Source organism: Streptomyces sp. WM6386, assembly GCF_000972385.1.
In the GTDB taxonomy this organism is placed as follows: Bacteria; Actinomycetota; Actinomycetes; order Streptomycetales; family Streptomycetaceae; genus Streptomyces.
The window spans coordinates 93,266-117,796 of sequence record NZ_JXTE01000006.1 but is presented as its reverse complement, the minus strand read 5'-3'; the positions used below and the strand labels follow the sequence as shown (position 1 = coordinate 117,796).

Annotated in this window: 22 protein-coding genes; 8 read left to right on the top strand and 14 right to left on the bottom strand. The window is 70.6% G+C overall.

The features are described from left to right. Nucleotides 1–18: 18 nt before the first annotated feature. On the bottom strand, nucleotides 19–2,532 hold the full coding sequence (locus TN53_RS05565) for a DEAD/DEAH box helicase (RefSeq protein WP_046257225.1): 2,514 nt from the start codon (nucleotides 2,530–2,532) through the stop codon (nucleotides 19–21). 145 nt (nucleotides 2,533–2,677) lie between these two features. On the opposite strand from TN53_RS05565, the gene TN53_RS05560 reads away from it, so the two are divergent. Then, a complete protein-coding gene (locus TN53_RS05560) occupies nucleotides 2,678–3,472 on the top strand; it encodes a metal-dependent hydrolase (RefSeq protein ID WP_046257224.1) in 795 nt (264 codons plus the stop codon). 80 nt (nucleotides 3,473–3,552) lie between these two features. On the opposite strand, the gene TN53_RS05555 is transcribed toward TN53_RS05560, so the two are convergent. The 4 genes from TN53_RS05555 to TN53_RS05540 all read right to left on the bottom strand — a co-directional run bounded on the left by TN53_RS05555 (nucleotide 3,553) and on the right by TN53_RS05540 (nucleotide 8,347). Then, nucleotides 3,553–3,819: a type B 50S ribosomal protein L31 gene (locus tag TN53_RS05555; RefSeq protein WP_046257223.1), complete on the bottom strand. Its 267-nt coding sequence runs from the start codon at nucleotides 3,817–3,819 to the stop codon at nucleotides 3,553–3,555. Between the two features lie 15 nt (nucleotides 3,820–3,834). Then, nucleotides 3,835–4,296, bottom strand: a complete 462-nt coding sequence (locus TN53_RS05550; RefSeq protein WP_046257222.1) for a DUF5709 domain-containing protein — start codon at nucleotides 4,294–4,296, stop codon at nucleotides 3,835–3,837. 488 nt (nucleotides 4,297–4,784) lie between these two features. Next, on the bottom strand, nucleotides 4,785–6,566 hold the full coding sequence (locus TN53_RS05545) for an ABC transporter ATP-binding protein (protein WP_046257221.1): 1,782 nt from the start codon (nucleotides 6,564–6,566) through the stop codon (nucleotides 4,785–4,787). Next, nucleotides 6,563–8,347 (bottom strand): ABC transporter ATP-binding protein, encoded by a 1,785-nt coding sequence (locus TN53_RS05540; RefSeq protein WP_046257220.1) that lies wholly within the window; start codon nucleotides 8,345–8,347, stop codon nucleotides 6,563–6,565. The genes TN53_RS05545 and TN53_RS05540 overlap by 4 nt, the downstream gene beginning before the upstream one ends. A 135-nt stretch (nucleotides 8,348–8,482) precedes the next feature. Here TN53_RS05540 and TN53_RS05535 point away from each other — a divergent pair, with 135 nt between their 5' ends. From TN53_RS05535 to TN53_RS05525, 3 genes are all read left to right on the top strand, one after another. Then, entirely contained in the window at nucleotides 8,483–9,193 is a 711-nt protein-coding gene (locus tag TN53_RS05535; RefSeq protein ID WP_095046309.1) for a L,D-transpeptidase family protein, read from the top strand. Nucleotides 9,194–9,250: 57 nt separating this feature from the next. Continuing rightward, a complete protein-coding gene (locus tag TN53_RS05530; protein WP_234441516.1) occupies nucleotides 9,251–10,882 on the top strand; it encodes a peptide-N4-asparagine amidase in 1,632 nt (543 codons plus the stop codon). A 179-nt stretch (nucleotides 10,883–11,061) separates the two neighbouring features. Beyond that, on the top strand, nucleotides 11,062–12,444 hold the full coding sequence (locus TN53_RS05525; RefSeq protein WP_046257218.1) for a cation:dicarboxylate symporter family transporter: 1,383 nt from the start codon (nucleotides 11,062–11,064) through the stop codon (nucleotides 12,442–12,444). A 59-nt stretch (nucleotides 12,445–12,503) separates the two neighbouring features. On the opposite strand, the gene TN53_RS05520 is transcribed toward TN53_RS05525, so the two are convergent. After that, on the bottom strand, nucleotides 12,504–12,962 hold the full coding sequence (locus TN53_RS05520) for a MarR family winged helix-turn-helix transcriptional regulator (protein WP_046257217.1): 459 nt from the start codon (nucleotides 12,960–12,962) through the stop codon (nucleotides 12,504–12,506). A 94-nt stretch (nucleotides 12,963–13,056) separates the two neighbouring features. Between TN53_RS05520 and TN53_RS05515 the strand changes: the two genes are divergently transcribed. Together TN53_RS05515 and mltG are read left to right on the top strand one after the other, a co-directional pair. Beyond that, on the top strand, nucleotides 13,057–14,868 hold the full coding sequence (locus tag TN53_RS05515) for an ABC transporter ATP-binding protein (protein WP_046257216.1): 1,812 nt from the start codon (nucleotides 13,057–13,059) through the stop codon (nucleotides 14,866–14,868). Between the two features lie 43 nt (nucleotides 14,869–14,911). Further along, a complete protein-coding gene (gene mltG / locus TN53_RS05510; RefSeq protein ID WP_046257215.1) occupies nucleotides 14,912–15,766 on the top strand; it encodes an endolytic transglycosylase MltG in 855 nt (284 codons plus the stop codon). A gap of 12 nt (nucleotides 15,767–15,778) precedes the next feature. Here the strand turns inward: mltG and TN53_RS05505 are convergent, their stop codons facing one another. The 5 genes from TN53_RS05505 to TN53_RS49470 all read right to left on the bottom strand — a co-directional run bounded on the left by TN53_RS05505 (nucleotide 15,779) and on the right by TN53_RS49470 (nucleotide 19,816). Further along, nucleotides 15,779–16,846 carry an NAD(P)-binding domain-containing protein gene (locus TN53_RS05505; RefSeq protein WP_046257214.1) on the bottom strand — a complete coding sequence of 356 codons (1,068 nt, stop codon included), beginning with the start codon at nucleotides 16,844–16,846 and terminating at the stop codon, nucleotides 15,779–15,781. Between the two features lie 46 nt (nucleotides 16,847–16,892). After that, the gene (locus tag TN53_RS05500) at nucleotides 16,893–17,915 is read right to left on the bottom strand and encodes an ABC transporter substrate-binding protein (protein ID WP_046257213.1); all 1,023 of its coding nucleotides are present in this window, start codon (nucleotides 17,913–17,915) and stop codon (nucleotides 16,893–16,895) included. A 39-nt stretch (nucleotides 17,916–17,954) separates the two neighbouring features. Continuing rightward, nucleotides 17,955–18,728 (bottom strand): ABC transporter ATP-binding protein, encoded by a 774-nt coding sequence (locus TN53_RS05495; protein WP_046257212.1) that lies wholly within the window; start codon nucleotides 18,726–18,728, stop codon nucleotides 17,955–17,957. Then, nucleotides 18,701–19,576 carry an ABC transporter permease gene (locus TN53_RS05490; RefSeq protein WP_046257211.1) on the bottom strand — a complete coding sequence of 292 codons (876 nt, stop codon included), beginning with the start codon at nucleotides 19,574–19,576 and terminating at the stop codon, nucleotides 18,701–18,703. The genes TN53_RS05495 and TN53_RS05490 overlap by 28 nt, the downstream gene beginning before the upstream one ends. A gap of 156 nt (nucleotides 19,577–19,732) precedes the next feature. Further along, entirely contained in the window at nucleotides 19,733–19,816 is an 84-nt protein-coding gene (locus tag TN53_RS49470; protein ID WP_349817350.1) for a putative leader peptide, read from the bottom strand. Between the two features lie 122 nt (nucleotides 19,817–19,938). Between TN53_RS49470 and TN53_RS05485 the strand changes: the two genes are divergently transcribed. Continuing rightward, entirely contained in the window at nucleotides 19,939–20,367 is a 429-nt protein-coding gene (locus tag TN53_RS05485) for a YjbQ family protein (protein ID WP_046257210.1), read from the top strand. A gap of 29 nt (nucleotides 20,368–20,396) precedes the next feature. On the opposite strand, the gene TN53_RS05480 is transcribed toward TN53_RS05485, so the two are convergent. Genes TN53_RS05480 through TN53_RS05470 form a run of 3 tightly spaced genes read right to left on the bottom strand, consistent with a single transcriptional unit; the run spans nucleotide 20,397 to nucleotide 23,468 of the window. Continuing rightward, nucleotides 20,397–21,278, bottom strand: coding sequence for a hypothetical protein (locus TN53_RS05480; RefSeq protein WP_046257209.1), 882 nt, complete (start codon nucleotides 21,276–21,278; stop codon nucleotides 20,397–20,399). 50 nt (nucleotides 21,279–21,328) lie between these two features. Then, entirely contained in the window at nucleotides 21,329–22,432 is a 1,104-nt protein-coding gene (locus tag TN53_RS05475) for a WD40 repeat domain-containing protein (RefSeq protein ID WP_052745141.1), read from the bottom strand. A gap of 55 nt (nucleotides 22,433–22,487) precedes the next feature. Further along, nucleotides 22,488–23,468 (bottom strand): FAD-dependent oxidoreductase, encoded by a 981-nt coding sequence (locus TN53_RS05470; RefSeq protein WP_046257208.1) that lies wholly within the window; start codon nucleotides 23,466–23,468, stop codon nucleotides 22,488–22,490. A 109-nt stretch (nucleotides 23,469–23,577) separates the two neighbouring features. On the opposite strand from TN53_RS05470, the gene TN53_RS05465 reads away from it, so the two are divergent. Continuing rightward, nucleotides 23,578–24,471, top strand: a complete 894-nt coding sequence (locus tag TN53_RS05465; protein WP_046257207.1) for a LysR family transcriptional regulator — start codon at nucleotides 23,578–23,580, stop codon at nucleotides 24,469–24,471. The last annotated feature ends 60 nt before the right edge of the window (nucleotides 24,472–24,531 follow it).

The following is a 24,531-nucleotide window of genomic DNA, read 5'->3' as shown; positions in this document are numbered from 1 at the left end:
GGTGGGATTCTCCTGTGCTCACAGCTGACCGACATCAAAGACCCGGACGACCGCGCGGCCCTCGGCGTCGGAGGCCGTCAGATCGACCTCCGCGCTGATGCCCCAGTCATGATCGTCGTTCGGATCGTCGAAGATCTGGCGGACCCGCCACAGACGGTTCTCCGGCTCCTCCTCGATCAGGAGCAGCTTGGGGCCGCGGGCGTCGGGACCGGTGCCCAGGTCCTCGTACTCGTCCCAGTACTTGTCCATCGCCTCGCCCCAGGCATCGGCGTCCCAGCCGGCCTCGGCGTCCAGCTCGCCCAGCTCCTCGACGTGGTCCAGGGCGGCGAGCTCGACACGGCGGAACATGGCGTTGCGGACGAGGACCCGGAAGGCGCGCGCGTTGGTGGTGACCGGCTTGACCTCATCGGCCTTCTCCTGGGCCTCCTCGGCGGTCATCTCCTCCGGGTTGGCGAGCTGCTCCCACTCGTCCAGCAGACTGGAGTCGACCTGGCGCACCATCTCGCCGAGCCACTCGATGAGGTCCTGGAGGTCCTCCGACTTGAGGTCGTCCGGGATGTTGTGGTCGAGCGTCTTGTAGGCACTGGCGAGGTAACGCAGGACAATGCCCTCGGTGCGGGCGAGCTCGTAGAAGGACACCAACTCCGTGAAGGACATGGCCCGTTCGTACATGTCCCGGATGACGGACTTCGGGGAGAGCGGATGGTCGCCGACCCACGGGTGGCTCTTGCGGTACGTGTCGTACGCGTGGAAGAGCAGCTCCTCCAGAGGCTTCGGGTAGCTGATGTCCTGGAGGCGCTCCATGCGCTCCTCGTACTCGATGCCGTCCGCCTTCATCGCGGCCACGGCCTCGCCCTTCGCCTTGTTCAGCTGGGCGACGAGGATCTGGCGCGGATCGTCCAGCGTCGACTCGACGACGGAGACCATGTCCAGCGCGTAGGACGGCGATTCGGGGTCGAGGAGTTCGAACGCGGCGAGCGCGAAGGTGGACAGCGGCTGGTTCAGCGCGAAGTCCTGCTGGAGGTCCACGGTGAGGCGGACGATGCGACCGCTGGCGTCCGGCTCGTCGAGCTTCTCGACGATGCCGCCGTCCAGCAGCGAGCGGTAGATCGCGATCGCCCGCCGGATGTGCTTCAGCTGCTGCTTGCGCGGCTCGTGGTTGTCCTCCAACAGGTGCCGCATCGCGTCGAAGGCGTTGCCGGGACGGGCGATCACCGACAGCAGCATCGTGTGCGTGACCCGGAAGCGGGACGTCAGCGGCTCGGGGTCGGAGGAGATGAGCTTGTCGAAGGTGTTCTCCGTCCAGGCGACGAAGCCCTCCGGAGCCTTCTTGCGGACCACCTTGCGGCGCTTCTTGGGGTCGTCGCCCGCCTTGGCGAGCGCCTTCTCGTTCTCGACGACATGCTCCGGCGCCTGTGCGACGACGAAGCCCGCTGTGTCGAAGCCGGCCCGCCCGGCGCGTCCGGCGATCTGGTGGAACTCACGGTTGCGCAGGGTGCGGACGCGGTTTCCGTCGTACTTGGTGAGAGCCGTGAACAGCACCGTACGGATCGGGACGTTGACGCCCACGCCGAGCGTGTCCGTTCCGCAGATCACCTTCAGCAGACCGGCCTGCGCGAGCTTCTCCACCAGACGCCGGTACTTGGGCAGCATGCCCGCGTGGTGGACGCCGATGCCGTGCCGCACGTAACGGGAGAGGTTGCGGCCGAACTTGGTGGTGAAGCGGAAGTTGCCGATCAGGTCGGCGATCTGCTCCTTCTCCTGCTTCGAGCACATGTTGATGCTCATCAGCGCCTGCGCCCGCTCCACGGCCTGCGCCTGCGTGAAGTGCACGATGTAGACCGGCGCCTGCCTGGTCTCCAGCAGTTCGGTCAGCGTCTCGGTGAGCGGGGTGAACTTGTACTCGTAGGACAGCGGCACCGGACGGACCGCCGAGCGGACCACCGCCGTCGGGCGGCCGGTGCGCCGGGTGAGGTCCTCCTCGAACATCGAGACATCGCCGAGCGTGGCCGACATCAGGATGAACTGCGCCTGGGGCAGCTCCAGGATGGGGATCTGCCAGGCCCAGCCGCGGTCCCCCTCCGCGTAGAAGTGGAACTCGTCCATGACGACCTGGCCGACGTCCGCCTGCTTGCCGTCTCGCAGCGCGATCGAGGCGAGCACCTCGGCGGTGCAGCAGATGACGGGCGCGTCGGCGTTGACGGACGCGTCGCCGGTCAGCATGCCGACGTTCTCGGTACCGAAGATCTTGCACAGCTCGAAGAACTTCTCCGAGACCAGCGCCTTGATCGGCGCGGTGTAGAAGGTGACCTCGTCCCGGGCCAGCGCGGCGAAGTGCGCGGCCGCCGCGATCATGCTCTTGCCGGAGCCGGTGGGCGTCGACACGATCACGTTCGCACCGGAGACCACCTCGATCAGCGCCTCCTCCTGATGGGGGTAGAGCGTGAGCCCGCGCTCCCCGGCCCACGACTCGAAGGCTTCGTAGAGGGCGTCGGGGTCTGCGGTCTGCGGCAGCTGATCGATGAGGGTCACCCACCCATCTTGCCTGCCCTTGTGCCCCATAGGGGAATCGGATGCGGCGGCGAAGATCACGAGCAGTACGCTGTGTCGCCGACAGAGCGTCAGCAGGGCCGTTCAACTGGACAGCGGCACAAGAGGAATGGGGCGGGCAACGGCGATGATGGGACCAGCACACTCACTGTCGGGGGCTGCCGCCTGGCTCGGCGTCGGAGCCGCGGCCGCCGCGGCGGGCCACACGATGCCCTGGCCGGTCCTGCTGGCCGGCGCCCTGATCTGCGCGGGGGCGGCGCTCGCCCCCGACCTCGACCACAAGGCGGCCACCATCTCGCGGGCCTTCGGCCCCATCTCACGGGGCCTGTGCGAGATCGTCGACAAGCTCTCGTACGCCGTCTACAAGGGGACGAAGAAGCAGGGCGACCCCCGTCGCTCCGGCGGCCACCGCACCCTGACCCACACCTGGCTGTGGGCCGTGCTGATCGGTGCGGGCGCCTCGGTCGCGGCGATCACGGGCGGGCGCTGGGCGGTCCTCGCGCTGCTCTTCGTGCACATGGTGCTGGCCATCGAGGGTCTGCTGTGGCGGGCGACCCGCGGCTCCAGCGCCGACATCCTGGTCTGGCTGCTGGCCGCGACCAGCTCGTGGATCCTCGCCGGCGTCCTGGACAAGCCGGGCAACGGCTCGGACTGGCTGTTCACGGCGCCGGGCCAGGAGTACCTGTGGCTGGGCCTGCCCGTCCTGCTGGGCGCGCTGGTCCACGACATCGGGGACGCGCTGACGGTCTCCGGCTGCCCGATCCTGTGGCCGATCCCGGTGGGCCGCAAGCGCTGGTACCCGATCGGGCCGCCCAAGGCCCTGCGGTTCCGGGCGGGCAGCTGGGTCGAGCTGAAGGTGCTGATGCCGGCGTTCATGCTGCTGGGCGGGGTTGGCTGTGCGGCGGCGCTGAACTTCATCTGAGGAAGCGGCCGGGAGCAGCTGACCGGGGCGGCATCGAGGGGCGCTCGCCCCGTACCGCCCCGGCCCGCCTCAGCCGGCGCTCACCCCTCGGCGTTCTGCCCCGTCCCACCGCCGTACCGCCGCTCGAACTGCGCGACCCGTCCCTCCGAGTCCACCGTCCGGGCCTTGCCGGTGTAGAAGGGGTGGCTCTCCGAGGAGATCTCGACGTCCACGACGGGGTAGGTCTCGCCGTCGTCCCACTCGATGGTCCGGTCGCTCGTGGCGGTGGACCGGGTCAGGAAGGCGTAACCGGCGGCGCGGTCGCGGAAGACGACCTCGCGGTAGTCGGGGTGCTTGTCCTGCTGCATGTGTGCTCCTCGGGGTCAGCCGGACAGGGCGTCCTCGTCGACGATGTGCATCGCGGCCTCCTCGGCCGACGCCGCCGCACCGTCGATGCCCACATCCGTGGCGATCAGGCCACTCTCGTCGTCCTCATGGGCGCCCTCGTCGGGGGCCACGAGCCGGCCGGAGCGGCGGGCGCCGACCTCGTTGTCCAGGAGTTCGCCGTCGCTGCCGTCGCAGTCGCCGAGGCCGTCACCGTCGGGCACGGGGGCCTCCGGCAGCTCCTCGGCGAGCCGCTGGTCCAGGGTCTCGTGCTCGGCCGCCGTCACACCGGTGTGCTCGACCGCCCAGGGACGCTCCGGAGGAGACCAGCCCCGGTCGAGGGGGTCGCCGACACCGTCGTCGTCGAGGGTGTCCTCCGGATCCAGCAGGCCCGCGTCGTCCTGGACCTCGGACCCGTCGGGCTGGTAGACGTCGTCTCCCCATCCGTCGGCGCTGTTCACGGATACCTCCAGGTGGTGGGGCCGGGCCCGTGGCCACCGCGGCCGTCCGCGGTGCGGGCACAGGCTGCGTCCGGCGCGAAACGCGTGGTTTCCGGACGTTCCCCGAACCGGTGCCGCTCTCCAGCCTTCCACCCCTTTTCACCCCGGCGCAACGGCACGGAGCGCGGACGGGCCGCGATGCACGGGGACCGGGTCACATCGCGCCTGGTCGGTGACGGGCCCGGGGCGCCGGGACGGGCCACGCCTGACCAGGTCGGCAAAGGGTCCGAAGCCCGGGGACGCAGCGCTGCCCCGCACCGGAGCGGCGCACGGACTCCGGACCGAGAGGACGGCAACTCGGTCACCGGATCGGCCGCGCACCTCGCACCGCCCGGGCCGCGCCCCACCCCGTCGGCGGACGGCGACGAGAGGGCGTACCCGCGCACCGAACGGCCAGGGAGCCGCCGCACCGGAGTGCGACGGCTCCCGGGACCGGCCGGGCGGCGGTGTCAGCCGTGCCACGACCTCCACAGCGACGCGTACGCCCCGTCCGCCGCCACCAGCTCGTCATGGCTGCCCAGCTCGCTGATGCGGCCGTTCTCCACGACCGCGATGACATCCGCGTCGTGGGCGGTGTGCAGACGGTGGGCGATGGCGACGACCGTGCGGCCGTCGAGGACCCGGGCCAGGGACCGTTCCAGGTGCCGGGCCGCGCGCGGGTCCAGCAGGGACGTCGCCTCGTCGAGGACCAGCGTGTGCGGGTCGGCCAGCACCAGACGGGCCAGCGCGATCTGCTGCGCCTGGGCCGGGGTGAGGGCCAGGCCGCCCGAGCCGACCTCCGTGTCCAGCCCCTCGTCCAGGGCCCGCGCCCAGCCGTCCGCGTCGACCGCGCCCAGCGCCGCCCACAGTTCGGCCTCGACGGCGGAGGTGCGGGCCAGGAGCAGGTTGTCGCGGAGCGAGCCCACGAAGACGTGGTGTTCCTGGTTCACCAGGGCCACGTGCGAGCGGACCCGCTCGGCCGGCATCCGGGACAGTTCCGCACCGCCCAGGGTGATCCGGCCGTCCCGGGGCGCGTAGATCCCCGCGAGCAGCCTGCCCAGGGTGGACTTGCCCGCCCCGGACGGGCCGACCAGCGCGAGACGGGTGCCGGGGGCGACCTCCAGGGACACCTTGCGCAGCACGTCCACGCCCTCGAGGTAGCCGAAGTGCACCCGGTCCGCGTGCACCTCGCGCCCGTCGGGACTCACCGAGTCGTCGCCGGCGTCCGGCTCGACGTCCCGGACGCCGACCAGCCGGGCCAGCGACACCTGGGCCACCTGGAGCTCGTCGTACCAGCGCAGGATCAGCCCGACCGGGTCTACGAGCATCTGCGCGATCAGCGCACCGGTCGTGAGCTGACCGACGTCGATCCAGCCCTGCAGGACGAACACACCGCCGACCATCAGAACCGAGGAGAGGATCAACACGTGGGTGACGTTGATGAACGGGAAGAGCACCGACCGCAGATAGAGCGTGTAGCGCTCCCAGGCCGTCCACTCCTTGATCCGCTGCTCCGACAGTTCGACGCGGCGCGCGCCGAGGCGATGTGCCTCGACGGTGTGCCCGGCGTCCACGGTCTCGGCGAGCGCGGCGGCGACGGCCGCGTACCCGGCGGCCTCCGAGCGGTAGGCGGACGGCGCCCGCTTGAAGTACCAGCGGCACCCGACCACCAGCACCGGCAGGGCGAGCAGCACGGCGGCGGCCAGCGGCGGCGCGGTGACGACGAGCCCGCCGAGCAGCAGGAAGACCCACACCACACCGATCGACAGCTGGGGCACGGCCTCGCGCATCGCATTGGCCAGCCGGTCGATGTCGGTCGTGATCCGGGACAGCAGATCACCCGTGCCGGCCCGTTCCAGGACACCAGGCGGCAGCCCGACCGACCGTACGAGGAAGTCCTCGCGCAGGTCGGCCAGCATCCGCTCGCCGAGCATCGCGCCGCGCAGCCGTACCTGCCGTACGAACACGGCCTGGACGACGAGCGCGAGCACGAACAGCCCGGCGGTCAGCTCCAGATGAAGTTCCCTAGCCTCTTCCGAGACCCGCTCCACGAGCCCGCCGAGGAGCCACGGCCCCACCATCGACGCCAGCACGGACACCGTGTTGACGGCGATCAGGACCAGGAAGGCACGTCGGTGCCGGCGGAACAGTTCGGTCACGTACGCGCGCACGGTCGCGGCGCCCCCGACGGGCAGGGTGTTCGCCGTCGTCGGGGCCGCCGGGTCGTACGCCGGTGGCGCCACGCCGATCATGCCGTCTCCTCGATCTCTTCCAGAACGCCCGTCCGGGCGTCGTCGTCGGTGGATTCGGTCTCGCGGGTCACGACCGCGCGGTACCGGGGTTCCTTGTGCACCAGTTCGCGGTGCACGCCCACGGCCACGACCTCGCCCTCGTGCACCAGCACGACCCGGTCCGCACGGTCCAGGAGCAGCGGCGACGAGGTGAAGACCACGGTCGTACGGCCGGAGCGCAGGTTCCGGACGCCCTCGGCGATCCGGGCCTCGGTGTGCGAGTCGACGGCGGAGGTCGGCTCGTCCAGGACCAGCACCTCCGGGTCGGTGATCAGCGACCGGGCCAGGGCGAGCCGCTGGCGCTGGCCGCCCGACAGGGAGCGCCCGCGTTCGGTGATCCGGGCGTCCATCGGGTCCTCGGCGCCGAGCGAGCCCTGGACGAGCGCGGCCAGGACGTCGTCGCACTGCGCCGCCGTCAGCGCCTGCCTCGGGTCGATGTCACCCGAGGCGGGTACGTCGAGCAGCTCGCGCAGGGTGCCGGACAGCAGGACCGGGTCCTTGTCCTGGACGAGGACGGCGGTCCGCGCGACCGAGAGCGGCAGCTCGTCCAGCGGCACCCCGCCCAGCAGCACGGACGTCGCCTCTTCGGCGGGGTGGCCGCCAAGACGCTCCGCCAGCTGTCCCGCCGCGTCCGGGTCGCCGCACACCACGGCGGTGAGCCGGCCGGCCGGCGCGAGCACACCGGTCGCCGGGTCGTACAGATCACCGGAGGGCGTGTCACCGGCCAGCGAACCCTCCTCGGACGTGGCGCGCTCCAGCGACAGCACCCGTGCGGCCCGGCGGGCCGACGGACGCGAGAAGGAGTACGCCATGGCGATCTCCTCGAAGTGCCGCAGCGGATAGGTGAGGATCATGACCGAGCTGTAGGTGGCGACGAGTTCGCCGATGGTGATCCGGCCCTCGCGGGCCAGCCCGACGCCGTGCCAGACGACCGCGATCAGCAGCAGCCCCGGCAGCAGCACCTGGATCGCGGAGATCAGGGACCACATGCGGGCGCTGCGCACGGCGGCATGGCGCACCTCCTGCGAGGCGCTGCGGTAGCGGTCGAGGAAGAGCTCCTCGCCGCCGATGCCACGCAGCACCCGCAGTCCGGCGACCGTGTCCGAGGCCAGCTCGGTGGCACGGCCCGCCTTCTCCCGCTGGAAGTCGGCACGCCGGGTGGCGCGGGGCAGCAGCGGCAGTACGGCGACCGCCAGCACCGGCAGACCCACGGCGACCACGACGCCGAGCGCCGGCTGGTAGACCACCAGGCCCACGCAGACGATCACGATGGTGAGCGCCGCGGCGGTGAACCGGGAGACGGCCTCCACGAACCAGCCGATCTTCTCGATGTCACCCGTGGAGACGGCCACGACCTCACCGGCCGAGACCCGTCGGGTGAGCCCCGAGCCCAGCGAGGAGGCCTTGCGGGCCAGCAGCTGCTGGACGCGGGCGGCGGCGGTGATCCAGTTGGTGATGGCGGCGCGGTGCAGGAAGGTGTCGCCGATCGCGCTGCCGGCGCAGGCCAGTGCCAGCAGCCCGCCCGCGAGGGCGAGCCGGCTGCCGGATCGGTCGACGACGGCCTGTACGGCGAGGCCCACACAGAACGGCAGGGCGGAGACGGACACGAAGTGCACCAGTCCCCAGGCCAGGGATCTGAGTTGTCCGCCCAGCTGATTCCGGAAGAGCCACCACAGGAATCGGGGGCCCGAGCGCGCGTCCGGCACACCCGGGTCGGGATACGGAAGGTCGTGAATCTGCATGACGGATGACGTCCCAGTGGCTCGTGTCAGGGGGGTGGAAGGGCCGCGGACGGCGGTAGCAAACCGTGAAAGGTTCGCGTCATCGCAGGGTCGGAGGCAAACGGTTTTCCGGTCGACGGATGCGACCATGGCGGGGTGGCGAGCGATGTACGACGTGCGGTGGCCTGCGGGATCCTCCTGGCGGCCCTGGCCGCCTGCGCGAGCCCCCGGACCGAACCGGCGAAACCCGCGGCGAGGCCCACGACCACCGCTCCCGCCGCCGCCCCCATCGGCGTCCCGGACATCGGCGACCGCCTCCGGCGCCGCATCCCCGACGACTCCCGCCAGGTCGTCGCGGTCTACGGCGACGGCAGGAACTCGCCCGATTCCACGGTCGTTCTCTACACGAGGCACGGCTCCGCCTGGGAGCGCACCCGCAGTTGGCCCGCGCACAACGGCAAGAAGGGCTGGACCACCGACCATCGCGAGGGCGACAAGCGCAGCCCTGTCGGCGTGTTCACCCTCACCGACGCGGGCGGGGTCCTCGCCGACCCCGGCTCCAGGCTCCCGTACACCCGGTCCGCCGCCTTCGCGGCACCGCGCTGGTGGGCCGAGTCCCACTGGCACGACTTCGACTTCGTCATCGCCATCGACTACAACCGGGTCAGGGGCACCCCGCCGAACGACCCCACCCGGCCCGGCGGCGAGGCCAAGGGCGGCGGTATCTGGCTGCACATGGACCACGGCAGCGGTACGTCCGCCTGCGTCAGCCTGTCCAGATCGGCCATGCGGTACCTGCTGCGCACGCTCGACCCGGACCGGCATCCTGTGGTGGTGATGGGGGACGGGGACGGCCTGGCGAGCTAGCACTCGCGGGGGAGGCCTCATTGCGGAGGGCGCCCAACTCGCCGTAGAACACCGGCCATGAAGAGACGGATCATCATGTCCATGTTCGCCGGAGCGACCCTCCTGGCGAGCACCCTCCTCGGGGCGACCCCAGCCCGATCGACCGACGCGCTCGTCCAGTCAAGCGGCGCGCCCGCTCAATCCGCCGCCGTCCCCGCCGAGTTCGGCTCCGACTGGCACGATCCCATCACCGCCGCCCCGCCCGTCACCAAACCCTCCGGCAGGTCCTGCGAAGTCACGCTCGCCGAGGCGCAGTTCCGTGACTTCACGCCGTACAAGGGCACTTACACCCCGCCCGACGGCTGCGGCGACCGCTGGAGCAAGGTCGTGCTGCGGATGGACGGCAAGGTGAAGGGGCGTCAGTACGACCGGCTCGGCTATCTGCACGTCGGCGGGATCGAGATCTTCCGTACGTCGACCCCGCAGCCCTCGCCCGACGGCATCGAGTGGTCGGTCGAGAAGGACGTCACGCGCTACAGCGACGCCTTCCGCGCCGGCCACGACGTCGAGATGCTCATCGGGAACGTCGTCGACGACACGTACACCGGCATCATCGACGTCAAGGTCACCCTGACGTTCTACGCCGGCCGCCCCGCCACGACCCCCGACCGGATCCTGACCCCGACCGACGGCACCGTCACCACCCCGCGCAACAGCGAACGCATCGTCGCCGAGGTGTACGCCACCGGATCCGGCGGCGGCTGCGAGGAGTACTGGTATCTGACGGTGCCCGACGAGGCGCCGTACTCCTGCAAGGCGACGGGCGGCCCCTACCGCGAGGTGCAGATCAAGGTCGACGGCCGGCTCGCCGGGATCGCCGCGCCGTTCCCGCACGTGTGGACCGGCGGCTGGTCCAACCCCTTCCTCTGGTACGTCGTTCCGGGACCGCGCGCCTTCGACGTCAAGCCGATCGAATACGACCTGACGCCGTTCGCCGGGATTCTCAACGACGGCCGTCCCCACCGCGTAGAGGTCGACGTCGTCGGCGTCCCCGAGGGACAGAGCGGCTGGAGCGCCCCCGTGAACGTCCTCGTCTGGCAGGACGCGAAGAGCGAGCGGGTCACCGGCAAGCTCACCACGCACACGGTCGGAGACCTCGCCAACTCCTCGACGTACACCCCCGGTTCGGAGCACCGCCTGGACACCGAGGGCGCGCACCGGCTCGCCGTCGCCGGATACGTCGACACCTCCCACGGCCGTGTGACCACCACCGTCCGGCGCGCGCTCACCAACACCTCCGCACACCGCTGGACCGACGGCGAGAACTTCGACGCGCTCCAGGCCACCTGGGGGGACGACGAGTCGGTCACCGTCGACGGACGGGGCCCCGCCCGCACGACGCGCACGCATCGGACGTACACCATGGACGGCACCACCACGCTCGGTACGGACGACCGGCTGCGGACCGTGCTGACGCTCGGCGACCGGGCCGCAGCCACCGTCACGCGCGATGACCGCCGAACAGCGTGGTCGCGGCTCGACGACACCTACACCGGCGATGCCACCTGGACCGTCAACGTCCCGCGCGATCAACGGCACGCGGTCGGCACGACGAGCGAGCGCTACCGGCTGTACGGATCGGACGGCTGCCACGATCGCTCCCTGACCATTGTTCAGGGGGTGCTCACCGAGGATCGCCGAGGCTGCTGAGAGGAGTTGTGTGCGATGCGTCACTCGGGGCGTGATTTACGTGGCTGAAACGCGGCGGTCTTGCGGGAGATCAACGGCGCCTTCAAAGTGATCGCCACGGAAGCCGCTTTCCGTATCGCAGAAGTCCCCGACGTCCCCTCGGGGCCTCTGCGTTCCGACGTCCCTCACAAGGAGTGCCCGTGCCGCCGTCCGTCCCGTCCCTGCCGCGACGCGTCGCACGCATACTGCGTACCTCACTCTTCGCCCAGGTCGCCGTCGCGCTGGTCCTCGGCATCGTTGTCGGAAAGCTCTGGCCCGACTTCGCCTCCGACCTCCAGCCGCTCGGCGACGGCTTCACCCGGCTCATCAAGACGATCATCTCGCCGCTCGTGTTCTGCGTGGTCGTCGTCGGTATCGCCAAGGCCGGTGACCTCAAGGCCTTCGGCCGGATCGGGCTCAAGGCCCTGATCTGGTTCGAGGTCGCGAGCACGCTGGCCCTGATCATCGGTCTCCTCGCGGCCAACCTCGTCCAGCCGGGCTCGGGGATGAATGTCGACCCGTCCACGCTGAACAGCGCGGCGGTCGACGCGAAGACCGGCGGCGGCTCGCTGCCCTCGACGACCGAGTTCATCGTCAACGCGATCCCCACCAGCTTCATCGGCGCCTTCGCCGAGAACCAACTCCTCCAGGTGCTCATCCTGGCCTGTCTGGTGGGTGCCGCGCTGCTCCACCTCGGCCACACCAAGGTGCCGAAGGTGCTGCCCGCCATCGAGCAGGCCCAGGAGATCATCTTCGCGGTCGTCGGCTTCATCATGCGCCTCGCCCCGATCGCGGTGTTCGGCGCGATGGCCGTCCTGATCGGCCAGTACGGCCTCGGTGTCATCGAGACCTACGCCAAGCTGATCATCCTGTGCTACGCGGCCGCCGCGCTCTTCATCGCACTGCTCGCCGTCGCCCTCAAGACGGTCACCGGGCTCAGCCTCTGGAAGTTCCTGCGCTACATCCGCGAGGAGATGCTGCTCGCCCTCGGCACCGCGTCCACCGAGTCCGTCATGCCGCGCGTGATGCAGAAGCTGCGCAAGGCCGGCGCCCGCGACGACGCCGTGGGCCTGGTGCTGCCGACCGGCTACTCCTTCAACCTCGACGGCGCCTCGCTCTACCTCTCCATCGGCACGCTGTTCATCGCCCAGGCCGTGGGCGTCGACCTCAGCCTCGGCCAGCAGATCACCGTGGTGCTGGTGCTGATGCTGACCAGCAAGGGCATGGCGGGCATCCCGGGCTCGGCCTTCCTCGCCCTGTCCGCGACCGCCTCCTCGCTGGGCGCGATCCCGGCCGGTGCCGTCGCCCTGCTGCTCGGCGTGGACCGCATCATGGACTCGATGCGCGTCGTGACGAACCTGCTCGGCAACTGTGTCGCCGTCTTCGCGGTGTCCCGCTGGGAGGGCGCGCTGGACCTGGACAAGGCGAAGAGGGTGCTGGACCAGGGGAAGGCCGACCCCGACCCCGAGCCGGTAGAGGTCGAGGAGCCGACCGCCGCCATACCCGCCCAGAAGGCCAAGGAGACGGCCTCCGAGGCCAGTTGACGGCAACTGCACGAAAAAAGAGGGCCGCGGCGACCAGCCGCGGCCCTTCTTTCATGCCCTCAACAACGCTTCCCCGGCTCGGGCACGGCGCCGTCCACCAACGTGTCCAGCAACCCGCCCAGCACCTCGCGCTGTTCCTCCGTCAGCGGCGCCAGGATCTCGGCTGCCGCCGACCTCCGAGCCCCCCGCAGCTCGCGCAGCGCCTTGCGCCCGTCGTCCGTGAGCTCGATCCGGATGACCCGCCGGTTCGTCGGATCCGGCACCCGCCGCACCTTGCCGCTCGTCTCGAGACCGTCGACCAACGACGTCACCGCGCGCGGCACGACCTCCAGGCGCTCGGCCAGATCGGCCATGCGCGGCGGCGAGCCGTAGTGCGCGAGAGTGCGCAGCAACCGCGACTGGGCAGGAGTGACGCCCAGGCCGCTCTGCTCGATGTGCCGCTTCTGGATGCGGTGCACACGCCGCGTGAACCGCAGCAGCTGCTCGGCGAGCGGGCCGTCGGAATCGGGGGTGGTCATACGGGAACAATAACAGGACCATGTTCATTGTGAGTATAGGTAACAATGAGCTAAGGTCCGTAAGTCCCTCATGACGAGTCTCCCGAAGGAGCCCATGCACCCCGACAACGAACCCGCCCGGCCATCGCCCGGCGACTTCGAGGAGCAGCCCCGGCAGGTGCGCCGCATCCTGAAGCTGTTCCGCCCCTACCGCAGCCGGCTCGCCGTGGTCGGCCTCCTGGTCGGCGCCGCGTCGCTGGTCTCGGTCGCCACTCCTTTCATGCTGAAGGAGACGCTGGACGTCGCGATCCCCGAGGGCCGCACCGGCCTGCTCAGCCTGCTCGCGCTCGGCATGATCCTCAGTGCCGTGCTGACCAGCGTCTTCGGCGTCCTGCAGACCCTGATCTCCACGACGGTCGGCCAGCGCGTCATGCACGACCTGCGCACCGCCGTCTACGACCGCCTCCAGCGCATGTCGCTCGCGTTCTTCACGCGCACCCGCACCGGCGAGGTCCAGTCCCGCATCGCCAACGACATCGGCGGCATGCAGGCGACCGTCACCTCCACCGCCACCTCGCTGGTCTCCAACGTCACGAGCGTGGTCGCCACGATCGTCGCGATGATCGCCCTCGACTGGCGCCTGACCGTCGTCTCCCTGCTTCTGCTGCCGATCTTCGTGTGGATCAGCCGCCGCGTCGGCAACGAACGCAAGAAGATCACCACCCAGCGCCAGAAGCAGATGGCCGCGATGGCCGCCACGGTCACCGAGTCCCTCTCGGTCAGCGGCATCCTCCTCGGCCGCACCATGGGCCGCTCCGACTCGCTCACGCAGTCCTTCTCGGACGAGTCCGAGCGCCTGGTCGACCTCGAAGTCCGCGCGAACATGGCCGGCCGCTGGCGCATGGCCGTCATCACGATCGTCATGGCCGCGATGCCCGCCGTCATCTACTGGACCGCGGGCCTCGCCCTCCAGATGGGCGGCCCTGACGTCTCGATCGGCACGATCGTCGCCTTCGTCTCGCTCCAGCAGGGCCTGTTCCGCCCGGCGGTCAGCCTGCTCGGCACCGGCGTCCAGATCCAGGCCTCGCTCGCGCTCTTCCAGCGCATCTTCGAGTACCTCGACCTGCCGATGGACATCACCGAGCGGGAGCGCCCGGTGCACCTCGACACCATCAAGGGCGAGGTCCGCTTCGAGGACGTCGAGTTCGGATACGACAGCAACGACGGCAAGAGGAGCCCCATCCTCGACGGCATCGACATCACCGTCCCCGCGGGCGGCAGCCTCGCGGTCGTCGGCCCGACCGGCGCCGGAAAGTCGACGCTCGGTCACCTGGTCCCGAGGCTGTACGACGTGACGGGCGGCCGCGTCACCCTCGACGGGATCGACGTGCGCGACCTCGACTTCGACACCCTCGCCCGCGCGGTCGGCGTCGTCTCCCAGGAGACGTACCTCTTCCACGCCACCGTCGCCGACAACCTGCGCTTCGCCAAGCCCGACGCCACCGACGAGGAGCTGCACGCGGCGGCGAAGGCGGCCCAGATCCACGAGCACATCGCCGGTCTGCCCGACGGCTACGACACGGTCGTCGGCGAGCGCGGCCACCGCTTCTCCGGTGGCGAGAAACAGCGCCTGGCCATCGCCCGTACGATCCTGCGCGACCCACCGGTCCTGATCCTGGACGAGGCGACCAGCGCCCTGGACACCCGCACCGAAGCGGCCGTCCAGGACGCCATCGACGCCCTGTCCGCCAACCGCACCACGCTCACCATCGCGCACCGGCTGTCCACCGTCCGCGGCGCCGACCAGATCGTGGTCCTGGACTCCGGGAGCGTGGCCGAGCGCGGCACGCACGAGGAACTGCTGGAGAAGGACGGACGGTACGCGGCCCTCGTACGCCGGGATGCTCAACTGGAACCGACAAGCTGAAGATATGCCGGGTTTGTAACGATATGAGGGTTACCGTGCCCGCATGTACCAGAACACTCCGTCACGCTCGATTCGACTGACCCGCCGGGGCCGCCTCGCCCTCATCGCGACCGGGGCCGTCGTGGCCGGCACCGCCGTGGCGGTGCCGCTGCTGGGCCTGGACAGCGACAAGGACGCCAAGCCCACTTCGCTGGTGATCCCGGAGGGCTGGCGCGCGAGCCAGATCTACGACGCCGTCGACAAGGTCCTCGCCCGCCCGGCCGGCACCACCAAGAAGGCCCTCGCCAAGGCGAACCTGAAGTTGCCGACCGACGCCGAGGGCAATCCGGAGGGCTACCTCTTCCCGGCGACTTATCCGCTGGACGACAAGACCACGCCCGAGGCGCTGCTGACGTTCATGGCCGACACGGCCCACCAGAAGTTCAACGGCGCCCCGATCGCCGCCGGCGCCCAGCGCAACGCCATGAACGTCTACCAGGCCGTCACCATCGCGAGCATCGTCCAGGCCGAGGCCGCCACCAAGGCCGACATGGGCAAGGTGGCCCGGGTCATCTTCAACCGCCTCGAGCGCGGGATGCCCCTGCAGATGGACTCCACCATCAACTACGCGCTGGGCCGTTCCACGCTCAGGACGAGCGACGCGGACACTCGCATCGACAGCCCTTACAACTCGTACCAGCGCATGGGCCTGCCCCCGACCCCGATCGACAACCCGGGCGAGGAGGCCGTGCGTGCGGCGATCACCCCGACGCCGGGTGACTGGCTGTACTTCGTCACGGTCAAGCCGGGCGACACCCGCTTCACGGCCAACTACGAGGAGCACCTGCGTAACGTGGCCGAGTTCAACGCCCGGCAGAAAAGCGGCAGTTCATCCGCTTCGCAGCAGCCGCCGAAGTGACCCGGCGGGGCGTCAGGCGGCGACCGGTTCCCCTTCCAGCAGCCGCCTGATGTCCTGTACGGCCGCACGGCCCGCGCGGTTGGCGCCGATGGTGCTGGCCGACGGGCCGTAACCGACGAGGTGGATACGGGGGTCGGCGACCGCACGGGTCCCCTCGACGCGGATCCCGCCACCCGGCTCGCGCAGCTTCAGCGGTGCCAGATGATCGACGGCGGCCCGGAAACCGGTCGCCCACAGGATGACGTCGACGTCCACACGCCGCCCGTCGTCCCACTCCACACCGTCCGGAGTGATCCGGTCGAACATGGGCTGCCGGTCCAGGACCCCGTCCTTCAGGCCCTGCCGGATCGCGTCGTTGAGCGGCAGCCCGGTCACCGACACCACACTCTTCGGCGGCAGGCCCTGGCGCACCCGCTCCTCGACGAGCGCCACGGCCGCCCGGCCCACGTCCTCGCTGAACGGACCCTCGCGGAAGACCGGCGGGCGCCGCGTGACCCATGTGGTGGAGGCCGCGTACGGGGCGATCTCCAGCAGGTGCTGGGTGCCCGACGCACCCCCGCCCACCACGACGACCCGCTGCCCCGCGAACTCCTCGGGCCCCGGGTACTGCGCGGTGTGCAACTGCCGCCCCCGGAACGTCTCCTGGCCGGGATAGCGCGGCCAGAAGGGCCGGTCCCAGGTGCCGGTCGCGTTGATCAGCGCCCGTGTCGCCCAGCTCCCGGCCGAGGTCTCCACGAGCAGGCGTCCGTCCGTACCCTCCCGCACCCCGCGCACATCGACGGGCCGCCGCACCCGCAGGTCGAAGTTGCGCTCGTAGGTGTCGAAGTACTCGGCGATCACCTCGGAGGACGCCCGCGAGGGATCGGCGCCGGTGAGCTCCATGCCCGGCAGGGCGTGCATCCCGTGCACCTTGCCGTACGTCAGCGAGGGCCACCGGAACTGCCAGGCACCCCCCGGGCCGGGGGAGTGGTCCAGGACGACGAAGTCGCGCTCGGGCTCTAAACCGGTCCGGCGCAGGTGATAGGCGCTGGACAGACCGGCCTGACCAGCGCCTATGACGACGACCTCAATGTTGTTCACGCTTCTACCAACTGTGCCGGGGGCGCAGATCTTCCCGGCTGTCGGCCTACGACTTCTCGCCGCGCGCGGGGGTCGTGGACGGCGGCAGATCCGCGTTGAAGCGCGTGTCCACGAAGTCCGCGAAGTCGACCTTGCCCGGGATCAGCTTCAGCTCGGTGAAGGCGTCCGCGATCTCCTGCTCGGAGGCGACGAGCGGCTTGTCGACCGCGACCGAGATCCGGCTGGCGTTGGAGCGCCGCACCGACGCCAGCGCCACCTCGTACGGCAGGCCGGTGTCCTTCGCCCACACCTCGGCCCACTCCTCCTGATGGTCGTACACCCACGCGGTGGCCCGGCGCAGCCGCTCCAGGTAGTCCTTGATCGCGGCGGCCTTCGTCTTGTCCTGGAGTGCGCTCGGCGCCGCCACCTGGAAGGTCAGGCCGTTGGTGACGCCGTCGCCGGTGGTGAGGACGCGGCCCTGCTTGCCCTGGAGGATCTGGGAGGTGTACGGGTCCCAGACCGCCCAGGCGTCGACCTTGCCGGAGGTGAACGCGGCCAGCGCGTCGGCCGGCTGGAGGTACTTGACCTTGACGTCGCTCAGGCTCAGGCCGGCCTCCTTGAGAGAGGCGACCAACTGGTAGTCGGCGGAGGAACCCTGAGCCACGGCGACCGACCTGCCCTTGAGCTGCTCGGGCTTCGTCAGCTTCGAGTCGTTCGGTACGAGGATGGCGTCACCCTTGGACGTGCCGTGAAAGGCGGCCACGACCTTGATCTTGGAGCCGGCGCCGGCGGCGAACACCGGCGGGGTGTTGCCGACGCCGCCGATGTCGACGGCCTTGGCGTTGACGGCTTCCAGCAGGGGCGGGCCGGAGGTGAACGTCGACCACTTGATCTTGTAGTCGAGGCTCTTGAGTTCGCCCGCGGCACGCAGGATCGCCTCCGAACCGCCCTTCTGGTCACCGACATCGAGGGTGAGGGACCCCTGGCCGTCGGTGTCGCTCCCGGTACCGGCGGACGCGTTCCCGCCGCAGGCGGTGAGCAGGAGGGCGAGGGGGAGGAGCAGTGCGGCGGGGGCGAGGCGTCGTCGCATGGGGGTTCCGTTCTGTGTGTCGCTGTTGCTGTGGGGAGTTCAGGCGGCTTCGGCGGCGGTGTCGACGCCCAGACGTTCCAGGAGGCCGGCGCGCAGCTCCGCGAAACGGGGGTCGGTGATGTCGCGTGGGCGGTCGAGGTCGATCCGCTGCTCGTGGGCGATGACCCCGTCGTCCATCACCAGGACACGGTCGGCGAGCAGGACGGCCTCCTCGACGTCGTGTGTGACGAGCAGCACGGCGCAGCCGCGGCGCTGCCACAACTCGCCCACCAGACGCTGGGCCTTGATACGGGTGAGTGCGTCGAGCGCGCCGAACGGCTCGTCGAGCAGCAGGAGATCGGGCTCACGCACCAACGCCCGTGCCAGTGAGGCGCGTTGGGCCTCACCGCCGGAGAGGGTCTTGGGCCAGGCGTCCGAGCGGTGGCTCAGTCCGACCTCTTCCAGGGCCTTGTCGGCGACGGTCCGCGCGGGCTTGCCCGGCAGGCCGAGCAGGACGTTGCGCCACACCTTCTTCCATGGCATCAGCCGGGGTGCCTGGAAGGCGACGGCCTTGCGGCGCGGCACCAGGACGGTGCCCTCGATGTCCCGGTCGAGGCCGGCGAGGATGCGCAGCAGGGTGGACTTGCCGCAGCCGCTGCGGCCGAGGAGGGCCACGAACTCGCCCGGCCGGACGTCGAGTTCGAGGTGGTCGATGACGGCACGGCCGTCGAAGGAGCGGGTCAGCCCGTCGACGCGGACCGCGTGCGGGGCACGGGGAGCCGGGGGCGTGTCCGACCGCTTGGTGATCACCGCCCGGTGAATGTCGGTCGCCATTGCAGCAGCAGCCTTTCGAGGGAGCGGACGATGAAGTCGGCGAGCAGGCCGAGGAAGGCGTAGACGATCAGGCAGACCACGATCACGTCGGTCCGTAGGAAGTCCCGTGCCTGGACCATGAGGAATCCGATCCCGGAGTCCGCGTTGACCTGCTCGGCAAAGAGGAGCGCCAGCCAGGCGATGCCGAGGGAGTAGCGCAGACCGGTCAGGGCGCCGGGCAGTGCCCCCGGCAGGACGACGTGCCGCACCAGCCCCCATCGCGAGAGGCCGAGGGACTCGCCCGCCTCGATCAGCTGGGCGTCCACGCCGCGGATACCGGCGTAGACATTGAGGTAGAGCGGGAAGGTCACGCCGAGCGTGATGATCGCGACCTTGGGTGTCTCGCCGATGCCGAACCAGATGATGAACAGCGGGATGAGACCGACGAACGGCACGGTCCGCAGCATCTGGACCGGGGCGTCCACGAGGTCCTCGCCGATCCGGAACAGACCCGAGACAAGGGCGAGTCCGGTGCCGACGAGGGTGCCGAGGAGCAGACCGGCGGCGACGCGCTGGAGCGAGATGGTCATGGCGGAGGCCAGCGAGCCGTCGGAGATCAGATCGCTCGCGACCTGCGCGATCCGGCCCGGTGAGGCCAGTACGTCGGAGGCCAACACGCCTGTGGCGCTGAGGAGTTGCCAGAGCACCAGCAGGAGGACCGGGCCGGTGGTGCGGCGCAGCCAGCGGGGGACGCGGGTGCGTCGGGAGGAGGCGGGGACGATGGGTTCGAGGTCGAGAGGGGCATCCGACTCGGACTTGACCGAAATGTCGGGTTCATGGGGGTGTGGCGGGGCGTGGCTGATGCTCATGAGTGCTCCACGGAGGGGAGAGCGGCCGATGAGGGGGAGTTGGGGGGCGACCGCGCGCCGTCGTCTCGGGCATGCACCGGGGTGAGGGGGTGCGCGCGGATCAGACGTGCGGGCAGAGCGGAGCGCAGGCGCGAGGGGGTGAGGCGAAAAAGGGCGTCAGCAGCCGCGGCGACACGCGGCGGAGGCCACCCGCAGCAGGTCGATGTGACCGCGCGTGGTGAGCAGAGCTGAACGCAACATGCCGCCGAAAGTAGCCAGATGGCGTGGCCATGGTCAATGGCGTCTCGCGTAGTGGACCTGCCGTATCAACGGTCGGGCGGCCGGTCACGCGCGACACCGGGCCGATGGGTGAGGATGGGCGTATGTCAGATGCGTTCACCACCCGGGTTCTGAACATCACTTCCGGTGCGACGGAGCGGGTCGTCGACCTCACCGCCGACTGTGAGGGGTTCCTGCGGGAGGCGGCCGACGACCGCGACGGCCTCCTCAACATCTTCGTCCCGCATGCCACCGCGGGCATCGCGATCATCGAGACGGGCGCCGGCAGCGACAACGACCTCCTCGCCGCCCTGCACACCCTCCTCCCCTCCGACGACCGCTGGCAGCACCGCCACGGCAGCCCCGGCCATGGCCGCGACCATGTCCTCCCCGCGTTCGTACCGCCGCACGCGACGCTGCCGGTGGTGGGCGGGCGGCTGGAGTTGGGGACGTGGCAGTCGGTGTGCCTGGTGGATACAAATCGGGATAACTTTGAGCGAAAGGTGCGTATCACCTTCCTTGCGGGTTCCTGAAACTCAAGAGCGGCGCGTCCCACGCCGCTCTACGTGTGCATCGCGGTGGTGAAGTACCACAGCAGGTAGGCCGCCATGACGAGCACGACCGGCACGCCGACGAGGAGGCGGATCAGCAGGATCAGGGTCCGGACCCACGGTTGTCCCGGCCCCATGGCGAAGTCGGGTCTGGCCGGGTCGTACGAGATCCTCTTGTCGGGCGCCGACGAGTGGCCCGCGCGCTCGAAGGTGTGAGGTATGCCGCTGGTGTCGGTGAACGAGTACAGGACGGTGCCGGCGTCGGTGGGGTCCGGCGCGGGGTGGTAGCCGACGGATGTGGCGACGGTCGTCACGCCGTAGCGGTGCAGCAGCCACCAGGTCACCGTGGCACGCCACGTGCCGCGGGCGGCGAGGCAGCCAGACGCGAGCGCAGGGAAGACCGCGGCCCACAACTGGGCGAGGCGCCCGTCGCCCGTCGACACGGGGAGCAGCAGGCCGAGGACGAAAAGGCAGGTGAGCGTGGACCAGGCCCACCACTCGCCCGTGGACAGGAACGCTCCGTGCCGTGGCCTGGGCGTGAGAGGGCGCTTCTCCGCCCTCACGAAGGCCGCGCCGGCGATGTGTTTTTCGGCCCCGTCGCCTTCTGGGAGCGCCGCGTTGACGGCATACGCGAAGGCCTCCACCTCCTCGGTGCAGCGGGAGCTGATCGCGCAGACCGTCGTCGGCTCGGCTTCGGTGGCCGCCGAGTTCAGTCGGATCTCGGCAGTCGAGCGCCTGCCCCTGGCGACATGGACGGTCTCGATCGCGTCGAGGGGAACGACCAGCCGGATCCCTGCCCGGTCCAGTACGACGGTCTCGCACTCCAGGCGTGCGGTTCCGCCTCTGCCGCGCAACGTCGTTCCGGCTGCGGGCTCCGCGTCCGTGACAGTCATGACCGGGTCCTCTCCATGGTCAATTGACTTGATTTTCAACGGAGTCGGGTTCACCGGATCGGCCACAGCCGCACCGTGCGGTCGAGGCCGGCAGAGGCCAGGGTCCGGCCGTCCGGGCTGAACGCCACTGATGTCACCTTGTCGGTGTGGCCGGTGAGGGTGCCGACGGGGACGATGTCGAGTGTGCGCGTGTCCCACAGCCGCACGGTTCTGTCCTCGCTGCCGGCGGCCAGGGTGTTTCCGTCCGGGCTGAACGCGACCGTCGTCACAGCGGCGGTGTGCCCGGTGAGCGTGGCGTCGACGGTGCCTGTCGCCGAGTTCCACACGCGTACGACGCTGTCGGCGCTGCCGGTGGCCAGGGTCGTGCCGTCCGGGCTGAACGCCACGGGCTTGAAGCCGTGCCAGAGCGGGGCGTCGAGAGTGGCGCGGACGGTGTCGGTGCGCAGGTCCCACAGCCGGACCGGGCTTGCGGTGAGGTCCGCGCTGCCGGTGGCCAGGGTCCTGCCGTCCGGGCTGAACGCCACCGCGTTGACCACGGCCGTGCCCCGCGTCGTCAGCGTGGTGGTGACGGTGCGGGTCGGCAGGTCCCACAGCCAGGCGGCACCGTAGCGGCCGCCGGTGGCCAGGGTCCTGCCGTCCGGGGCGAACGCCAGGTCCAGGGGGAGCTGGGGATGGGGCAGGGCGATGCCGGTGCGATCCGCCAGGTTCCACAGGGACACGTCCAGGGCGCCGGTCGTGGCCAGGGTTCTGCCGTCCGGGCTGAAGGCCATCTTTGTCACGTCTTCGAGCTGGTCGGGCCAGGGAGTGCTCACGGTGCCCTCGGCCACGTCCCACAAGCGCAGCGTGCTGGCTGTGCCCTGAAGCGCGGACAGTCCGGCGGCCAGCGTCTTTCCGCTCGGGCTGAAGGCCACGCAGGTGGCGTAGCCGTCGGGGAGGGTGAACACGACCTTGCGGGGCGCGGCGTCCTGGGCTCTCGACTCGATCACCGCGAGCGGGACGGCGACGGCGGACACGCCGAGCGCGGCGAGCAGCAGGGTGCGGCGCCGCAGCCTGGCGGGGGGTTTCACCGACGGCCCGCCGGATTGCGGTTGCGGTCGCGTCCCACCGGCCGCCGCGCTGGGAGTGTCGATCTCTTCGGGTTCGACGGAGTCCATCGGCGCACACCCGGTCCTTGAGGAGGAAGAAGAGGAAACGGAGGGAGACAGGGGCTCATGCCGGCCTGACGGCCCCTGTGACAAGGGCTGTTGCGGCGTCCGCGCAGCCCCAGGCCAAGGTGACTCCGGCGCCTCCGTGGCCGTAGTTGTGCACCAGCCGCCGCACCCGGCCGTGCGGGCGGGGGTCGGTCTCCAGGCGGACGCCCCCGTCTCGATGGGGCCGCAGGCCCACCTGGTGGCCGAGGACCGGGGCGCCTGCCAGTTCCGGTAGCAGTTCGGTGCAGCGGCGCAGGATGGCGGAGGCGGTGGCCGGTGACGGGGTGGTGTCCCACTCGCCGACCTCGAAGGTGCCGCCGAGGACGATGTCGGTGCTGCGGGGGTGGATGTAGGTGCAGCCGTCGACGTTGTCCTCGTCGCGGACGGACGTGTGCAGCCCGGGGTTGGCGACGAGGACCAACTGTCCTCGTACCGGCCGCACTTCGGTGTCCCCGCACAGGGCGCGGGCGCCCAGGCCGGAGGCGTTCACCACTGCGGGAGCCCATACGCCCGCCTGTTCCAGGGCGTCGATGCGGCGATGGATCAGCGTGCCGCCCGCCGCGCAGAAGGTCTGCTGGAGCCAGGGCAGGTAGCGGGACATCTCCACGGTCGGAACGGTGAACGCCCAGCCGCCGCTGAACGGGGCCCGTACCTCGCCGCTGCGCAGGGCGCGCAGGTCGGGAAGGGCCGAGGCCCACCAGGGGACGCCGGGGGCTTCGCCGCGCAGCAGCATCCGGGTGGGGCGCATGACCACGCCGGGGACCCCGTTCGCCGCCTGGCGGGCGAACTCGTCGTGGGTGCGGGTGGCCCAGTCCATGACACGAGGTTCGAACCGGGTGCGGGTCGGGTACCAGACGGCCGCGGCCACAAAGGACGTGGTCGCGGCCGACGGCTCGGCCGTGACCACGGCGACGCGGGCACCGGCCTGCTGCAGGCGCAGTGCGGTGGTGAGCCCGATGGCCCCGGCGCCGACGACGACCGCGTCGAACCTGTCGCCCATGTCTCCCCCTTGATCGCGAAGCCGTGTGACTCTCACTGTCGGTGGGGAGTTGACGACCTGTCCAAGACCAGTCGTGTTCAATGTCATAAGCCGCGCTTATAGTTGGCGGATGGACTTGCGGCGGCTGCGGTACTTCCTCGTGCTGGCCGAGGAGTTGAACTTCACGCGGGCCGCGCACCGGCTGCACATCGCCCAGCCCGCTCTGAGCCAGCAGATCAGGGCGCTGGAAAGGGAGATCGGCGCCCAACTGCTCGAACGCGGCAGCCGGAGCTGCCGGTTGACCGTCGTCGGCGAGGTCGTGGCCCGCGAGGCCGGCGAACTGCTGGCCCATGCGGCCGCGTCGCAGGAACGGATCCGTGCTGCCGTCGGCGGACGGCAGGGGCAGCTGCGCCTGGCCCTGACCAGATCCGCCCGCGGCGGCCCTGTCGACGCCCTCCTCGCCGCGTTCCGTACCCTCCATCCGGACGTGGATCTCGTCGTACGAACCGGGTGGACCGCGCACAACGTCACCGAGCTGCTGGCCGGCAGGCTGGACGCCGCCTTCGTACGGCCCCCGCTGGACGGCGAGGGCCTGGAGTGCCGGCACATCGCCCGCGAGGAACTCCTCGTGGCCGTCCCCGCCGATCATCCCCTCGCCCGTGAACGCAGGGTCACCCGCGGACGCATCGCCGCCGAACCCGTGATTCTCTGGCCGCGCGAGAACGCCCCCGGAATGCACGACCTGATCACCCGGCAGCTGTGGCCCGACGGCGGGCCGCGCATCGTGCGGGAGGAACCCGACGACGAGCAACTCCTCCTCAGCGTCGCCGCGGGCACCGGCATCGCCCCGGTGCCCGAGGGGCGTGCTCGCGCGCTGCGCATACCCGGGGTGCGGCTCAAGCATGTGACCGCGCCCATGCCCACCGTGGACCTCGCCCTGGCCCACCGGCCGGCGAGCGCCGCGCCGGCACTGCGAGGACTCCTCGGCCTCATCGACACCTTGCCCGGCCCGACGGCCGACTGACGTCGGCTGCCACGGATGCCTTGGGAATCCGCTGTGGGGTGGACGTGGAGGTGAGCCACC

What these genes read in the sequence shown, in the direction of transcription:
- TN53_RS05560 (WP_046257224.1), top strand. Translation starts at nt 2,678, where the DNA reads ATGATGGGACCAGCACACTCACTGTCGGGGGCTGCCGCCTGGCTCGGC.
- TN53_RS05555 (WP_046257223.1), bottom strand. Translation starts at nt 3,819, where the DNA reads ATGCAGCAGGACAAGCACCCCGACTACCGCGAGGTCGTCTTCCGCGAC.
- TN53_RS05545 (WP_046257221.1), bottom strand. Translation starts at nt 6,566, where the DNA reads ATGATCGGCGTGGCGCCACCGGCGTACGACCCGGCGGCCCCGACGACG.
- TN53_RS05540 (WP_046257220.1), bottom strand. Translation starts at nt 8,347, where the DNA reads ATGCAGATTCACGACCTTCCGTATCCCGACCCGGGTGTGCCGGACGCG.
- TN53_RS05530 (WP_234441516.1), top strand. Translation starts at nt 9,251, where the DNA reads ATGAAGAGACGGATCATCATGTCCATGTTCGCCGGAGCGACCCTCCTG.
- TN53_RS05520 (WP_046257217.1), bottom strand. Translation starts at nt 12,962, where the DNA reads ATGACCACCCCCGATTCCGACGGCCCGCTCGCCGAGCAGCTGCTGCGG.
- TN53_RS05515 (WP_046257216.1), top strand. Translation starts at nt 13,057, where the DNA reads ATGCACCCCGACAACGAACCCGCCCGGCCATCGCCCGGCGACTTCGAG.
- mltG (WP_046257215.1), top strand. Translation starts at nt 14,912, where the DNA reads ATGTACCAGAACACTCCGTCACGCTCGATTCGACTGACCCGCCGGGGC.
- TN53_RS05500 (WP_046257213.1), bottom strand. Translation starts at nt 17,915, where the DNA reads ATGCGACGACGCCTCGCCCCCGCCGCACTGCTCCTCCCCCTCGCCCTC.
- TN53_RS05495 (WP_046257212.1), bottom strand. Translation starts at nt 18,728, where the DNA reads ATGGCGACCGACATTCACCGGGCGGTGATCACCAAGCGGTCGGACACG.
- TN53_RS05490 (WP_046257211.1), bottom strand. Translation starts at nt 19,576, where the DNA reads ATGAGCATCAGCCACGCCCCGCCACACCCCCATGAACCCGACATTTCG.
- TN53_RS49470 (WP_349817350.1), bottom strand. Translation starts at nt 19,816, where the DNA reads ATGTTGCGTTCAGCTCTGCTCACCACGCGCGGTCACATCGACCTGCTG.
- TN53_RS05485 (WP_046257210.1), top strand. Translation starts at nt 19,939, where the DNA reads ATGTCAGATGCGTTCACCACCCGGGTTCTGAACATCACTTCCGGTGCG.
- TN53_RS05480 (WP_046257209.1), bottom strand. Translation starts at nt 21,278, where the DNA reads ATGACTGTCACGGACGCGGAGCCCGCAGCCGGAACGACGTTGCGCGGC.
- TN53_RS05475 (WP_052745141.1), bottom strand. Translation starts at nt 22,432, where the DNA reads ATGGACTCCGTCGAACCCGAAGAGATCGACACTCCCAGCGCGGCGGCC.
- TN53_RS05470 (WP_046257208.1), bottom strand. Translation starts at nt 23,468, where the DNA reads ATGGGCGACAGGTTCGACGCGGTCGTCGTCGGCGCCGGGGCCATCGGG.
- TN53_RS05465 (WP_046257207.1), top strand. Translation starts at nt 23,578, where the DNA reads ATGGACTTGCGGCGGCTGCGGTACTTCCTCGTGCTGGCCGAGGAGTTG.